At 48.7% G+C, this 15,131-nt stretch carries 16 protein-coding genes; 10 read left to right on the top strand and 6 right to left on the bottom strand.

The annotated features are described in order from the left end of the window. The first annotated feature begins 21 nt into the window (after positions 1-21). The 5 genes from QW71_RS00610 (at position 22) to QW71_RS00630 (ending at position 4,312) form a co-directional block, all read left to right on the top strand. Positions 22-903, top strand: coding sequence for a LysR family transcriptional regulator (locus tag QW71_RS00610; RefSeq protein WP_039291753.1), 882 nt, complete (start codon positions 22-24; stop codon positions 901-903). A 15-nt stretch (positions 904-918) separates the two neighbouring features. Then, entirely contained in the window at positions 919-1,593 is a 675-nt protein-coding gene (gene bshB2 / locus QW71_RS00615) for a bacillithiol biosynthesis deacetylase BshB2 (RefSeq protein ID WP_039291756.1), read from the top strand. A 48-nt stretch (positions 1,594-1,641) separates the two neighbouring features. Next, positions 1,642-2,115: a MarR family transcriptional regulator gene (locus QW71_RS00620; RefSeq protein WP_039291759.1), complete on the top strand. Its 474-nt coding sequence runs from the start codon at positions 1,642-1,644 to the stop codon at positions 2,113-2,115. A gap of 207 nt (positions 2,116-2,322) precedes the next feature. Then, positions 2,323-3,558, top strand: a complete 1,236-nt coding sequence (locus QW71_RS00625) for a tetracycline resistance MFS efflux pump (protein ID WP_039291762.1) — start codon at positions 2,323-2,325, stop codon at positions 3,556-3,558. 145 nt (positions 3,559-3,703) lie between these two features. Beyond that, positions 3,704-4,312, top strand: coding sequence for a sugar O-acetyltransferase (locus QW71_RS00630; protein WP_039291765.1), 609 nt, complete (start codon positions 3,704-3,706; stop codon positions 4,310-4,312). Here QW71_RS00630 and QW71_RS00635 read toward each other — a convergent pair. From QW71_RS00635 to QW71_RS00645, 3 genes are all read right to left on the bottom strand, one after another. Then, positions 4,309-4,983, bottom strand: coding sequence for a lactate utilization protein C (locus QW71_RS00635; protein WP_039291767.1), 675 nt, complete (start codon positions 4,981-4,983; stop codon positions 4,309-4,311). The genes QW71_RS00630 and QW71_RS00635 overlap by 4 nt on opposite strands. Continuing rightward, positions 4,980-6,341 carry a LutB/LldF family L-lactate oxidation iron-sulfur protein gene (locus QW71_RS00640; RefSeq protein WP_373604750.1) on the bottom strand — a complete coding sequence of 454 codons (1,362 nt, stop codon included), beginning with the start codon at positions 6,339-6,341 and terminating at the stop codon, positions 4,980-4,982. Before QW71_RS00640 ends, QW71_RS00635 begins: the two co-directional genes overlap by 4 nt. Positions 6,342-6,403: 62 nt before the next feature. After that, on the bottom strand, positions 6,404-7,153 hold the full coding sequence (locus QW71_RS00645) for a (Fe-S)-binding protein (RefSeq protein ID WP_039291772.1): 750 nt from the start codon (positions 7,151-7,153) through the stop codon (positions 6,404-6,406). 169 nt (positions 7,154-7,322) lie between these two features. On the opposite strand from QW71_RS00645, the gene aldA reads away from it, so the two are divergent. After that, positions 7,323-8,768 carry an aldehyde dehydrogenase gene (gene aldA / locus QW71_RS00650; RefSeq protein WP_268794593.1) on the top strand — a complete coding sequence of 482 codons (1,446 nt, stop codon included), beginning with the start codon at positions 7,323-7,325 and terminating at the stop codon, positions 8,766-8,768. A gap of 65 nt (positions 8,769-8,833) precedes the next feature. Here the strand turns inward: aldA and QW71_RS00655 are convergent, their stop codons facing one another. Next, on the bottom strand, positions 8,834-9,256 hold the full coding sequence (locus QW71_RS00655; protein WP_160311762.1) for an N-acetyltransferase: 423 nt from the start codon (positions 9,254-9,256) through the stop codon (positions 8,834-8,836). 212 nt (positions 9,257-9,468) lie between these two features. Here QW71_RS00655 and QW71_RS00660 point away from each other — a divergent pair, with 212 nt between their 5' ends. The 4 genes from QW71_RS00660 to QW71_RS00675 all read left to right on the top strand — a co-directional run bounded on the left by QW71_RS00660 (position 9,469) and on the right by QW71_RS00675 (position 12,920). Then, positions 9,469-10,212, top strand: coding sequence for a metal ABC transporter ATP-binding protein (locus QW71_RS00660; RefSeq protein ID WP_200905862.1), 744 nt, complete (start codon positions 9,469-9,471; stop codon positions 10,210-10,212). After that, positions 10,205-11,047, top strand: a complete 843-nt coding sequence (locus tag QW71_RS00665; RefSeq protein ID WP_144026133.1) for a metal ABC transporter permease — start codon at positions 10,205-10,207, stop codon at positions 11,045-11,047. Before QW71_RS00660 ends, QW71_RS00665 begins: the two co-directional genes overlap by 8 nt. Continuing rightward, positions 11,044-11,967 (top strand): metal ABC transporter substrate-binding protein, encoded by a 924-nt coding sequence (locus QW71_RS00670; RefSeq protein ID WP_039291780.1) that lies wholly within the window; start codon positions 11,044-11,046, stop codon positions 11,965-11,967. Before QW71_RS00665 ends, QW71_RS00670 begins: the two co-directional genes overlap by 4 nt. Before the next feature lie 221 nt (positions 11,968-12,188). Continuing rightward, positions 12,189-12,920: an SDR family NAD(P)-dependent oxidoreductase gene (locus QW71_RS00675; RefSeq protein ID WP_063776423.1), complete on the top strand. Its 732-nt coding sequence runs from the start codon at positions 12,189-12,191 to the stop codon at positions 12,918-12,920. A 275-nt stretch (positions 12,921-13,195) separates the two neighbouring features. On the opposite strand, the gene QW71_RS00680 is transcribed toward QW71_RS00675, so the two are convergent. Beyond that, entirely contained in the window at positions 13,196-13,480 is a 285-nt protein-coding gene (locus QW71_RS00680; RefSeq protein ID WP_039291783.1) for a hypothetical protein, read from the bottom strand. Between the two features lie 164 nt (positions 13,481-13,644). Then, complete coding sequence (locus QW71_RS00685; protein ID WP_039291786.1) at positions 13,645-14,877, bottom strand: IS110 family transposase; 1,233 nt, start codon at positions 14,875-14,877, stop codon at positions 13,645-13,647. Between the last annotated feature and the right edge of the window lie 254 nt (positions 14,878-15,131).

Genomic DNA, 15,131 nt, shown 5'->3' on the forward strand with positions numbered 1-15,131 from the left:
GGGAATGAATGGAGGCGGGTTATGGAACTTCTTCAATTGCAATATTTCATCGCAGTGGCCCGTTTGGAGCATATGACCGAGGCTGCACATACGTTGCATGTGACTCAGTCCTCACTCAGCAAGACCATCCAGCGCCTGGAAGAGGATCTTGGTGTTCCCTTGTTTGACCGGACCGGAAGGAAGCTGCGCTTAAATGAGTCCGGCAGCAGATTCCTTCCGCGTGCGGAGAAGGCCTTGTTTGAATTGGAGCAGGGGAGGCAGGAGCTTAGAGATCTGTCCAGCCTGGAGCCGGATACACTTGAATTAGCAGTCACCACCGCAAGCACATTGCCTAATATCCTCCGGGAATTCCGCAAAAAGCTGCCGGCTGTCCATTTTCACGTACAAATGCTGTCCATGCAGGAGATGATTACCCTTCTTCGAAGGGGAGAGGTCGATTTCTGTTTGTCCTCACCTCCGGTATGGGTAGAAGATATGGAGTGTCAAATCGTCTGCACCGACCCTATCTATGTTGCCGTTCCAGCGGGGCACCGTTTGGCAGGCCGCCAGAGCTTATCGCTAATAGAGCTCAAGGATGAATGGTTTGCCGGTGTCACAAGAGGCTACGGGATTCGTGATTTGGTGGACTCCGTATGCCAATCCGCAGGATTTACCCCACAGTATGTGTATGAAGGGGATGAACCGGCAAGGCTCGTCGCCCTGGTGGAAGCCGGAATCGGCTTAGCCTTCATACCCGGCACGGCCAAGAATTCCCAGGATAATATAGTGTTGATCCCTGTTGAGGATCAGGGACTGGTCAGGGAAATCGCCTTGTTATGGCTTAAAAGCCGCTACATTTCACAGGCTGGACGGATATTCCGTGACGTTGTTATTGAATATTTTAATGGAAACAATGAAGAATGAAGGAGGCTGTGACCCATGGATACTAATCAAGTTGAACATAAGCGCGTTCTAGTTGTATTTCCGCATCCCGATGATGAAGCCTTCGCTGCTGCAGGGACCCTGGCGAAGTACATCGACAGCGGTTCCGGGGTGACCTATGCCTGTCTGACCTTAGGGGAGATGGGGCGGAACATGGGAATCCCGCCATTCGCGAACCGGGTTACTTTGCCGGAGATCCGCAAGGAAGAATTGATAGCCTCCTGCCGTGCGATTGGCATACAAGATTTAAGGATGCTTGGTTTCCACGATAAAATGATTGAATTCGAAGACCCGCAGCTGCTGGATAATACACTGCTGGCACTGCTCGAGGAATTGACCCCATCGCTCGTAATTACTTTCTATCCCGGTTATAGTGTCCATCCCGATCACGATGCCACCGGAGCCGCTGTCATCCGGGCGGTCAGCAGGCTCCCGGCTGCGCAGCGGCCAATAGTTCACTGTATTGCGTTCTCCAGCAACCATGAGCAGATGATCGGCCCGGCGGATGTGAACGTAGACGTAACTGCATTCCTAGCGAAGAAAATGGCCTCGATTCAGTCCCACCGTTCGCAATATCAAGCAGCGGAGCTTGTTGGAAGCCGGGAGCTGACCGCGGAGGAGATTCAAATCCGCTTCGGACGGGAATCCTTTTGGACCTACCGGGTGGAATAAGTGCTACAATAATAATGTTAATGCACTAAGGCGTCGGGAGGGCAGGCCATGAACAAAGAAGAACAGGTCCTGATGAATTTCAGGGATTTATTTAACAAGCTGAGCTGGCTGAATAAATCCAAGATGGAAGAGAGTCTTAAGGGGTACAAGCCCTCTGAGGTACATTGCATCGAATATATCGGGCAAAATGCGGATTCCAACGTGACCATACTTGCGGAGCATTTTTATATGACTAGAAGTGCCATAAGCAAAATAACCAAGAAACTTATGGAAAAGGGCTATATCGAAAGCTACCAGAAGCCGGATAATAAGAAGGAAATCTATTTCAGGCTTACGAAGCAAGGGGAAGCGGTCAGCAAAGTCCATGAGGAGCTGCACCAGGAATTCCGCGAGCGGGATAAAGCCGTATTCGAGCAGGTAACCGAGGAGCAATATGACAATATGCTTGGCTTCATAGAGAAGTATAGCAGGCATTTGGATACAGAAATCACAAAACTTGGTGCAGATTTGAAATCGGAATGAATTGAATACTGATAATGAAACCTCAGGCAGCCGGGCTCTTTCGAGAACGGTTGTCTTTTTATTGCATAGAAAGCTGCCGGTGGAGCGGACTGAGGGGCACCCCTGGAGATTTTGTTATTGCGATTTTTGTTGACGAGGAAACAAAAATGCAGTAGGATGATTATGCTTCCTAGGAAACATAATCATCGCATTTGAGGGGAGAATCACATGTTCAAATCCAGATCACACCCTACACAGAATACAGAACAAACCGTAGACAGACACGCTTTAATCTTCGGCCTCATCTCTGTATTTCTGTGCGGAATAGGCTTCAGCATCATCGCACCTGTTGTGCCATTCTTAGTTCAGCCTTATACAAGCAGTCCGGGAGAACAAGCGATAATGGTTACACTGCTGACCTCCGTTTATGCATTCTGCGTGTTTTTTGCAGCCCCGGTACTTGGAGCACTAAGCGACAAATACGGCCGCCGTCCATTGCTCTTAATATGCCTGTTAGGTTCTGCAATCGGGTACTTTATTTTTGGTATAGGAGGAGCTCTATGGGTACTGTTCGCCGGACGGATCATAGAAGGTATAACAGGCGGGAGTATCAGCACGATCTTTGCCTATTTTGCAGACATTATTCCTCTGGAGCAGAGAACCAAATACTTTGGCTGGGTGAGTGCGGTCGTAGGTGCAGGAACCATCATTGGCCCGAGTGTAGGCGGGTTACTTGCCAAGTTTGGTTATGCTGTACCGATGTATTTTGGAGCGGTTGTTACTTTGTTAAATGTTGTATATGGACTCTTGTTCATGCCGGAGAGCCTGGACAAGAATAACAGACTGAAAGAGATTACCTTTGTAAGACTGAATCCATTCTCACAGCTGGCCAGTCTGCTCTCCATGAAGAATCTAAACAGGCTGCTTATCTCAGCATTCCTGCTATGGATACCCAATGGTTCCCTGCAGGCTGTGTTCTCACAATTTACAATGGATACTTTCAGCTGGAAGCCGGCAATCATCGGACTGATGTTCTCCATCATGGGTTTCCAGGATATCCTGTCACAGGGCTTCATTATGCCCAAGCTTCTGAAGAAATTAAATGATAAACAGATAGCCATTCTGGGAATGGTCTCGGAGATTATAGGCTATGGGTTCATTGCCATTTCGTCTCTCTTTACGTTCTATCCACTTTTCATTGCTGGAATGTTCATCTTCGGCTTTGGTGATTCGATCTTTGGACCTTCGTTCAACGGGATGCTATCCAAGTCTGCCGATTCGAGCGAACAAGGGAGGATTCAAGGCGGCAGCCAATCGATTCAGGCGTTGGCCAGGATGATCGGGCCTCTCATTGGGGGGCAAATCTATGTCTCACTTGGACATTCCGCGCCTGCTGTTATGGGGATCATCCTAATCGCAGCGGCAATACCTGTTCTATACAAGAGAACGCATGTAACAATGTAAAATGTCTTGCAGCCCCCCCCGCCAATCGGCGGGGCTGCTTGTTCTTCCCATATAATTATGGTATAACTTATTATAAGTGATTTAATAAGTCGCGATTGAGGTGCAGGTCGGCCGATAACTCTACAAGAAAAGGCAGGAACAAACAATGAACCAGAAAGAAAGAATGCTTGCAGGACTTCCTTATAAAGCCTGGCTCGATGGATTAACGGAAGAGAGAACAGCTGCCAGACTGATGGTCCATCAGTTCAATCTGCTCCGTCCCGATGAAGAAGAGGAGAGAGCAGCACTGATCCGGAAGATTATCGGCAAGACAGGAGAGGTAGTTCATATCGAAGCGCCCTTCCACTGCGATTATGGAACGAACATCTCTGTGGGGAATAATTTCTATGCTAATTTCAACTGTACCATTCTTGATGTCGGCAGAGTCGTCATCGGAGATAATGTCATGTTTGCTCCGAATGTATCGCTCTATACCGCAGGACATCCCATCCATCCGGATTCCAGAAATTCAGGATATGAGTACGGTATTGCTATAACGATCGGCAATAATGTCTGGATAGGCGGCAATGTCATAGTCAATCCCGGTGTAACCATAGGTAACAATGTAGTGATCGGGGCTGGCAGCGTGGTTACCAAGGACATTCCCGATAACGTGATAGCAGTAGGCAGCCCATGCAGAATTATACGTGAGATCACAGAGGAAGACCGGAAATATTATTATAAGAATAGAGAATTTGATGTTACGGATTACTAAATAAGCACATAGGTTGCTCTCAGCGGTCCATGCACACCCACCACGAGTTTCATTTCGATATCGGCGGAATTGGAGGGACCGGAGATGAAATTAATCGATGAGCCCACCGGCTCACCGGCTTGAATTCTCCGGTTAAACGCTGCTGCTGCCTGAGTAGAACGGAGCACAAGCCTCTTTCGCTCAATCACCGCAATATAATGGGCAGGCAGGAAGTGAAGGGAACGGCCCTGATCCGGGCGGCTCTCCACAACAACCGTTCCGGACTCGGCCAGCGCACAGTCGGCGAAGATAATCGCTGTATTCGCTGATTCAGCCCGCCTAATATTCTCCTCTCTTCCTGCCGCTTCCTCCCACATGGCGACATCCGGGAACTCCAGCCCATATTCGGCAAACCGGGGATCTCCGGAAGTCATTACCAGCCCGCCGCCATTCGCTGCTATAAGATCATCCAAGGTCCGCTGCAGAATCTCCGGCTGTGATTCAATCACCTGAGTGTGAATGAAGAAACACTGCTCCTTAAGAATCTCTACCAGATCGTCGTTTGTTAGCTCGCCATAGCTGTCCGGAATCAAGTCCTGTATAACAGGCCGCTGAACATTAGTCTTACGTTCCCGGCCCAGCTTAGCGGCAATTGTATTCAGAAAAGCCTCCTTATTCGAGGATACTGTCATTGCTCTGACCCTCCTTTACGTTTCTCCATCCATGCCCGGAAGCTGTCCTGCTGCTTGACGGGCTGCTTGAGGTCGCGGGCTTGAATCCAGCCATGAATCAAGGCGGGGCCTCTTACGATTCGCCCCTGTTTACTCATCAATCGGCTGGCGGAGTGTGCTAACCGCAGGGTCCGGCCGAACAGGGCAGGGGAGGACAGCAGCCGGCTGGCCGCCTTCATCTGAAGCCTGTCTGCGGCGCCGGTTCTTCGCTGCTCGACAATGTTCTGGCGGTGCATGATCAGCTGCTCATGCAGCGGAATCTTCACCGGGCAGACATCTGTACAAGCACCGCAGAGACTGGAGGCAAACGGCAGCTCCTTATAGTCATCGTACCCGCCAAGCAGCGGAGTGATTACCGCACCAATCGGGCCCGGATAGATTGATCCGTAAGCATGCCCGCCGATATGGCGGTAGATCGGGCAGACATTAAGGCAAGCACCGCAGCGGATACACTGCAACGCCTCGTTAAATTCACTTCCCAGAATATCGGACCGGCCGTTGTCGACAACAACCAGGTGGAATTCCTCGGGACCATCTGTCTCTCCAGCTGCAGAAGGCCCCAATACGGTAATGTAGCTGGTTAATTTCTGTCCGACGGCACTGCGGCAGAGCAGGTTATCCAGAACCTCCATTTCCTCCATGGTTGGAACAATCCGTTCCATACCCATCACCGCAATATGGGTCTTCGGAATGGCAGCCGTAAGATCACCATTGCCCTCATTGGTCACCAGATTGATCGCTCCCAGATTAGCTATGGCGAAGTTGCAGCCCGTGATCCCGACTTCGGCTTCCAGGAACTTCTGCCGCAGAACCGTCCGGGCGAATCCGGCCAGATTCTCCGGGGTTTCATCTCCCGTATATCCAAGCTTCTCGGTAAATACCTTTTGGATTTGTCTCCGGTCTTTATGCAGCGCGGGAGCGACGATATGCGAGGGCGGGTCCCAATCATCCATTTGGAGGATATACTCCCCAAGATCCGTCTCAATCAGCTCACAGCCGGCTTCGATCAGTACACGGTTCAGCTCAATTTCCTCCGTGACCATAGATTTGGATTTTACAACTTTTTTGGCCTGCTTGCGCACGATAACATCTCTTATATAACTGCTGGCCTCTTCTTTGGTAGCTGCAAAATAAATATGGCCGCCTTGTCGCTCCACATTATCAGCGAGCTGCTCGAGATAATAATCCAGATTCTGCAGGGTATGCTGGCGGATAAGCTGGCCTACGTTCCGCCACTGCTCCCAATCCCCTAGTGCGGTGGCGGCAGACAGACGTCTCGTCTTGAGACTGTCCTGCGCAGAACCGACAGCATTTCGCATGAATGAATCCCCAAGGCCATCCAAAGTCCGTTCGTTGAAATTACGTTTATCGGTTTGCAGGCTCAAGTCCGGCTTCCTCCTCTGCTCACAACAGGCTGATGCTGATTCAGCACTTCTGCAATATGCATAATCTTGACAGGCTCACCCTTGCGGGACAGTCGCCCCCCGATATTCAGCAGGCAGCCCATATCCGCACTGATCAGAATATCTGCGCCGGTATCCTTGATACATCCGCATTTCTCGTCTACCATCTGCTCGGAAATCTCAGGCATCTTGACCGAAAAGGTTCCGCCAAAGCCGCAGCAGTTATCGCTGTTCTTAAGCGGCTCCAGCTGCAGTCCTCTGACGTGTTCAAGCAGCTGATATGGAGTTTCCTTCTCACCCAGCAGTCTTGTCATATGGCAGGAACGGTGGTAAGTGGCGGTCCCTTCAAGGCTTGCACCAACATCAGTGACGCCAAGCACCCTGACGATGAACTGAGTGAACTCATAGGATTTCTCTTTCAAAGCAACCGCTTTCAATTCCCACTGCGGATCACCTTTGAAGATCTTCGGGTATTCATGGAACATAGCAATGCAGGAGCCGGAAGGACCCACGACATAATCGGAGTTCTCGAAGGCAAGCATCATATTCTGCATGGCGAGCTTCGAATCCTTCAGATAGCCGCTGTTATACGTGGGCTGCCCGCAGCAGACCTGCGAAGCCGGGAAATCGATCTCACAACCCAGTCTCTCAAGGACTTCAACCATAGCAATACCGACCTCCGGGGTCATAAGGTCTACTAAACAAGTAGAGAAAATACTGACTTTCACAGCCGATCCCTCCAATCAATGTAACCCTATATTCATAGCTTAACTCAAGAAGTCAATGAAAAACAACACAAAAACAAATAGTAAATGTGAATCTTATTGACAATAAATATTGATAGCGTTTACACTATGGTTGGGCAATTGTAATAATCTACCTTGAGGGGGAGAAACAGTGACCAAGCATTTGATGTATATCGATGGCCAATTTACGGAATCCGAAGGTAAAGAATGGATCGAAGTAACCAACCCGGCAACAGATGAAGTAATCTCACAGGTTCCCAAGGCCACAAGGAATGATGTCATACGTGCCATTAATGCAGCGGAAGAAGCCCAATCAGCCTGGGAGGAAACTCCGGCGGTCGAGAGAGGCAGATATTTGCATGCCATTGCAGACGGGATTCGCGCGGAAGCGGACAGCATCGCCAGGCTGATCTCGGAAGAAGTAGGCAAGACACTGGAATTATCTACGGTAGAGGTTAACTTTACAGCGGGTTATTTGGATTATATGGCGGAATGGGCACGGCGTTATGAAGGGGAGATCGTTCAGAGCGACCGTGATAATGAGAATATTTTTGTGTTTAAACGGGCGATTGGTGTAACGACAGGTATCCTGCCCTGGAATTTCCCGTTCTTCCTGATCGCGAGAAAGATGGCTCCGGCGCTGATTACCGGCAATACGATTATCGTCAAGCCAAGTGCGGAATCCCCGAACAATGCCGTGGCCTTCAGCCGTATTGTTGATAAAGCCGGTCTGCCCAAAGGGGTATTCAACCTGGTAACAGGCAGAGGCGGAGAAGTGGGCCATGAACTAGCCAGCAATCCGAAAGTCGGAATGGTCAGTCTTACAGGAAGCGTACCAGCCGGACAAAAGGTGATGGAGGCAGCCGCCGAGAATATCATCAAGGTCAGTCTGGAGCTGGGGGGCAAGGCACCGGCCATTGTTATGAAGGATGCCGATCTGGACCTGGCCATCAAAGCGATTGTGGATTCCCGTGTGATTAATACAGGCCAAGTCTGTAACTGTGCAGAGCGCGTCTATGTACATGAGGCCATTAAGGATGAATTCACCTCCCGCCTGGTTGAAGCTATGAAGGCAGTGAAATATGGAGACCCGCTCAAGGATAAGGATATTCAAATGGGACCTCTGATTAATAAAGCCGCACAAGAATCGGTTCAGCAGAAGGTGGACCGGGCAGTTCAAGAAGGCGCTACAATTGCTCTAGGCGGTAAAAAAGTAGAAGGTGCAGGCAGCTTCTTCGAGCCCACGGTCATCACCGATGCCACCAACGACATGGAGATTGTGCAGGATGAAATCTTCGGACCGGTTATCCCGGTCATTACGTTCTCCACCCTGGATGAAGCAATCGCGCTCGCCAATGACAGTGAATTCGGATTGACCTCTTCGTTATACACTCAGAATCTGAATGTCGCCATGAAAGTGATCAAACGTCTGAAATACGGAGAGACCTACATTAACCGCGAGAATTTTGAAGCGATGCAGGGCTTCCATGCAGGCTGGAGAAAGTCCGGGATCGGCGGTGCCGACGGCAAACATGGCCTGAACGAATACCTGCAGACGCACGTAGTCTATCTACAGTATGACAAGTCAGTTAACTAAATGAACTCATAATTTTCGCGGATATAATAAATGCTCCCAGGCAGTTTGGGAGCATTTTTGCGTGGCTATTCAAGACTTTTCTTCAAATAATATTTCGTTTGGCCTTCCTGGGGACAATCATGGATCTCCCCGAAGATCTCATACCCCAGCTTCTGATAAAAGTGCGGAGCCTGCCAGCTCATGGTGGTTAATTCACTCACTTTACAGCCGCGCAACCGGGCTCTGTCTTCCAGCTCCCTGAGCAGTATTCCGCCTAGTCCGTTGCCTCTATAGGCGGGATCGACAGCCAGCAGGTGAACATTTAGAATCTTCCAGACCATATCACCGGTAATGCCTCCTACATATGTATCACCTTCATACGCTGCCAGTGAGATCACTTCGCGCTCATAAGGCGGGATAGTATCATCCATCCGCCGGCTATGCTCCTCCAGTAATCCCGAGATTTCCTGCTGATTCTGCTCCAGATTTAAATCTGCGATTCTCAACATGCAACCACCCTTTCTGCTGAAATTGTAACACAAATTTAAATTATTATTGACAATTTGCCCGTAGTTAAATATATTGTTCATAAGAATAAAAGTTTCCCGAAGGAAACATTTATGTATCTAGAACTTATTGTTTCGTACAGGAAACAAAATATCAAGGCCCATAACTTCATCAGATTTCAGACAGCAATTAGCAGATAAGGAGTTTGTATATGATCGAGATTAAAGACCTAAACGTTGATTATTTCGGCAGTCCAGCACTGGAGAATGTAAATCTCGAGATCCCGTTCGGGCATACGGTGGGTATCATCGGACCGAATGGCGCAGGGAAATCAACACTGATTAAGGCATTATTAGAAGTGATTAAGAAGAGAACTGGCTCGGTCAGGGTTGAGGGCAGGGATATTTCGGAGTACAAACGGAAGATTGCCTATGTGCCGCAAAAAAACGATATTGATCTCACGTTTCCGATCACGGTGAAGGATACGGTGTTGACTGGAACGTACCCCAACCTGAGAATCTTCCAGCGCCCCGGCAAAAAAGAGCGGGAACGGGCCGAGGAATGTATGGCGATGGTGGATATAAGCGATCTTGCGAATAAGCAAATCAGCAATTTATCAGGCGGACAGCTGCAAAGGGTCTTTATTGCCAGGGCACTCGCCCAGGGAGCGAACGTTTTTTTCCTGGATGAACCGTTTGTCGGGATCGATATGGTCAGTGAGAAGATTATCGTGAATCTGCTTAAGCATCTTCGTGAAGAGGGGAAAACCATTCTCGTCGTTCACCATGATCTGCATGAGGTGGAAGAGTATTTTGACAAAATTATTATCCTGAATAAAAAACTGATCGCCTTTGGAGATGTGAAAGATACCTTCACTACCGAAAATATCCGCGCTGCATATGGTGCCTCCTTGGGCAATGTGATCATCAAAGGGGCAGGAGGGGCCGAACATGATTAATTATATGTCAGACTTGTTCAACATCCCGGTCTACGCGCTTAACGCCGGCTTATCCGCCATCATCCTGGGCATTGTATCGGGGGCGCTGGGCAGCTTCATTGTTCTCCGGAAGATGTCGCTGATGGGCGACGCTTTATCTCATGCTGTACTGCCTGGTGTAGCCTTGTCCTACATACTGGGGATCAACATCCTGCTGGGCGCATCCCTGTTTGGCCTGTTAGCCGCCATCCTCATTCAATTCATTACAAGCCGCAGTACGATCAAAAGCGACACCTCCATCGGCATTATACTCAGTTCATTTTTCGCCCTTGGGATAGTTCTTATTACTTTTGCCAAAAGCGGACTGGATCTGACTCATATTCTGTTCGGAAATATCCTCGCTGTTCCGCAGTCTGAGTTAACGCAATCTTTCATCATCATGCTCGTTGTGATTGCCATTATTGTATTGCTGTATAAAGAGCTGCTGATCAGTTCGTTCGATCCGGTAGTTGCCAAGGCTTATGGTTTAAAAACAGGCTTCTACCATTATCTGCTGATGATGCTGCTGTCTGTAGTTACGGTATCCTCGTTATCGCAAGTGGGGATTGTGCTGGTCATTGCGATGCTGGTGATCCCGGCAGCCACCTCCTATTTATGGACCCATACGCTGATCCACATGATTGTATTAGCCTCTGCCGTGGGTGCGGTATCGGGAATTGTAGGGGTGTATCTCAGCTTTGGCTTTAATCTCCCGACAAGTGCCACGATAGTACTGGTAGGTGTGAGCCTGTTTGCGGTCTCCTTCATACTGTCACCCAAAAATAATTTCTTAAGGAAAGGGCTGAAGCAAGGATGAAACAATTCAAATGGCTATCATTTATCGTACTGATCTCACTGCTCGCTGCTTGTTCTAATACTAATGAGGGGGAAGCGGGTGAGGATAAGCTGCAGATTGTTGCCACGTACTCCATCATCGCGGATATGACCGAGAATATTGTCGGGGACAAAGCTGAGGTATACAGTATGGTTCCCATCGGAACAGACCCGCATATGTACGATCCATTACCCGCAGATACGGGCAAGGTGTCCAGCGCTGACCTGATTTTCTATAACGGGCTGAATCTGGAGACGGGAAAAGGATGGTTCCAGGACCTGCTGAAGGTGACGAACAAGAACGAGGTTGCTTTTGCAGTCTCCGATGAAGTGACCCCGATGTATCTGACTGAGAAAGGCAAGGAAACGCAAGTAGACCCTCATGCCTGGCTGGACATCCAGAATTCCATTAAGTATGTGGATGTGATCACCAAACGTGTAATTGAACAGGACCCGGACAACAAGGAGTATTATCTTAACAATCAGACAGCCTACGTGAAGGAACTGAATGAGCTGGACCAATACGCCAAAGAGGAAGTAAATAAGATCCCGCAGGAACAGCGGATTCTTGTTACCAGCGAAGGGGCATTCAAGTATTTCTCGAAGGCTTACGGCTTCGAATCGGCTTTCATCTGGGAGATTAATACGGACAGCCAAGGGACGCCGGAGCAAATGAAACGGATCATCAGTATTATTGAAGAGAATCAGGTGCCTGCATTATTCCTGGAGACGAGCGTGAATCCCAAGACGATGGAGACCATCTCTAATGAGACAGGAGTGCCTATACATTCTAAGATCTTCACTGATTCCTTAGCTAAAAAAGGGGAAGACGGCGACACCTACATTAAGATGATTCAATGGAATATCGACAAGGTCATCGAAGGGCTGTCACCTGTTAAATGAAGGTAAAGGCACATGAAGAGTGTCCAAAAGGCGGAATCCGCTGCTTGGAACACTCTTTTTAGGTTTCATGGTTTGCTGCGGATGCCCGCTTTGCGAGGTGTTTTGCGGACATTATTACATGAACTGCAAGCATTCCGTTATGGATATGCCACGCCTAGTCTCGTATAATCAACTGGTGTACTGCATTTTACTTACGAGAAATCGGGCAGGAGGTGAGCCTGTTGGAGAATCGATGGGCTATAGTTACGGGTGCTGACCGGGGCGTTGGGCTGAGTCTGGTTAAGGCACTGCTGGAGCAGGGTTATCATGTGTTGGCCGGGCAGTATCTGCAGGAGAGCAATGAATACTTGGAGCAACTGAAGACAGTTTATGATCAGCACCTGCAGGTGCTTACGCTGGATATAAGCGACGGGGATAGTGTACAACAAGCAGTGGAGGCTATAGCAGCTTGCACGGACCAAGTGGACATACTGATTAACAACGGGGCGATTCTGGGTGATATGAGCAAGACGATTCAGGATACGCTGGATTTTGATGAAATGGAGCAGGTCTTCCGGGTGAACACGCTAGGCTCGCTGCGGATGTCGAATGGCTTAATTGATTCTATTCTCCGGAGTGACAGCAAGCTGATCGTCAATATTTCATCAGAAGCAGGCAGTATTGGAACCTGCTGGCGCAACAGCTGGTACGCTTACTGCATGTCCAAGGCGGCGCTTAATATGCAGTCTCAGTTAATTCAGAATCAGATTACGGCGCAGGGCGGCAAGGTAATGGTTATCCATCCCGGGCATGTCCAGACTTATATGCAGGGGAAGCTGGATACAACCGGGAGCCTTACCGCTGATGAATCAGCCGGGTCTATTATGCAACGAATTGAGAATCGCCTGAAGCCGGATTACGGACAGCAAGAGCTCACTCTGATTGACTATGCAGGTAATACGCTGCCCTGGTAAGTGGTGAAGATCCAATATCATTTTAAAATCCTGCACAAATTGCAACAATTTGCTCATTTTTCCGGCGCCAATCCGCAATTGTTGTATGAAATGCAGCATTTCTTCGCTTCCCAGCGGCTTACTGGAATAATTCTTGTATTTTTATACGAAAATAAACGTAGGCTTTAGTAGGCATGAGCTTAGCACGTGTTTTAAAAGTAACTCTTTCGGGATAAACTTAGTCTTAAAGGCGCAAAAAGTCCCCCTACCCCAATCATTGAGCGATTTTTTAAAAATCAGCTCGTTTCAGGGGACGTCACTTGAACCGTTAAGCCTAACTTTTCGATTTGTTTCAAGTAATAAGCTAACGCCTTTTCCTTGGACGTGCTCTCCGGCACGTCTTTTTCTTCGTATCCGGATCTGTTTTTCATTAAGCTGTAAATAATCTTTACCAGTAAATGTGCCGTTGCTACACACGCTTTTTTGTCTCCACGCCGTTTTCGAACCCGCCTAAAGTGCTGACCGATGCGATTGGAGGATTTCTCATTCGCCCATGCCGCCTGGGTTAACGCGCGTTTCAAAAACTTGTTTCCCGGCAGACATTTCGTTTTTTTATACGAAAATAAACGTAGGCTTTAGTAGGCATGAGCTTAGCATGTGTTTTAAAAGTAACTCTTTCGGGATAAACTTACTCTTAAAGGCGCAAAAAGTCCCCCTACCCCAATCTTTGAGCGATTTTTTATAATCAGCTCATTTCGGGGGACGTCACTTGAACCGTTAAGCCTAACTTTTCGATTTGTTTCAAGTAATAAGCTAACGCCTTTTCCTTGGACGTGCTCTCCGGCACGTCTTTTTCTTCGTATCCGGATCTGTTTTTCATTAAGCTGTAAATAATCTTTACCAGTAAATGCGCCGTTGCTACACACGCTTTTTTGTCTCCACGCCGTTTTCGAACCCGCCTAAAGTGCTGACCGATGCGATTGGAGGATTTCTCATTCGCCCATGCCGCCTGGGTTAACGCGCGTTTCAAAAACTTGTTTCCCGGCAGACATTTCGTTTTAGATTTCCGTCCTGCACTTTCCTTGTTTCCTGGGCTGACGCCTGCCCAAGACGTCAATTGTTCCTCCGTTTCGAAACGCTGATGCACCTCCGGACCGAGTTCAGCAAAAATAGCCGCAGCCGTATTGCGTTCAATCCCAGGGATTGAATCGAGCCACTCGAGTTCTTCGGCATACGGTGCTAGCTTGCCTTCAATCCGGGCTTCCACTTGCTCGATTTGCTTCTCCAGATACAACAGATGATCCCAGTGAAGCCGCATCATCTCCCGATGGTGACGGCGCACACGCCCATTCAACGCTTCCATGAGTTCGGGGACCTTTTTCTTTAGTTTTGTCTTCACGAGCCCACGAAGCTGTTCTTCGTCCAGCACCTCGCCATTCATTAATTGCTCCAGCAACAAACGGCCCGATACGCCAAAGACATCCGTGATAAAACTGGACAATTTGATATTTCCATCCTGCAGCAGTTTATGAATCCGATTCTTTTCAGCCGTGATCGCTTGAACCATTTTTACCCGGTACCGGGTCCAGTCCCGCAGATCCCGCAACTGCTCGGGCAGGACTACACTTGCTTGAACCAATCCGCACCGATGCAGTTTCGCAATCCAAAAGGCATCGTTCATATCGGTTTTTCGTCCAGGAATGTTTTTAATCGTCCGGGCATTCGCCAAGACGATGTTGCACGTCGATTCGAGTACATTCCAGACCGGTTTCCATAATACCCCTGTACTCTCCATCGCTACCTCCTGACACCGATTTGCGATAAGCCAGTCCTGAAGCCGCAATAATTCACGCGTTGTCGTTCCGAACGTCGAGATTTGCTTTTGGGGAGTGTGGTCCAGTGGCCCGTTTAGAATACAAGCGACGACCGTTTTGTTATGAACATCGAGACCCGCACAACATTCACGTATAGCATCCATGAATCCATCCTACTTTCTGGTCAATTAACAAATCATGCGCTCATTCGTTTAGAATTTTATACACGCACTTTGATGTGCAATAGGCGGTGCCTGAGAGTCGCAATGGGACAGTTTATACAACAGGGTTTTTGGCCCCAATAAATGCTCGTCCACGGATTTGTTATCTTTAGTTTTTCCAGGTTTTAGGCATAGAAACATAGGGGGACCTATTTTCATTCTAGGAGGTGACGCCGAGGCGTCATGGAAGTTTATAC

The sequence above is a fragment of the Paenibacillus sp. IHB B 3415 genome (assembly GCF_000802655.2).
Lineage (GTDB): Bacteria > Bacillota > Bacilli > Paenibacillales > Paenibacillaceae > Paenibacillus_AQ > Paenibacillus_AQ phytohabitans.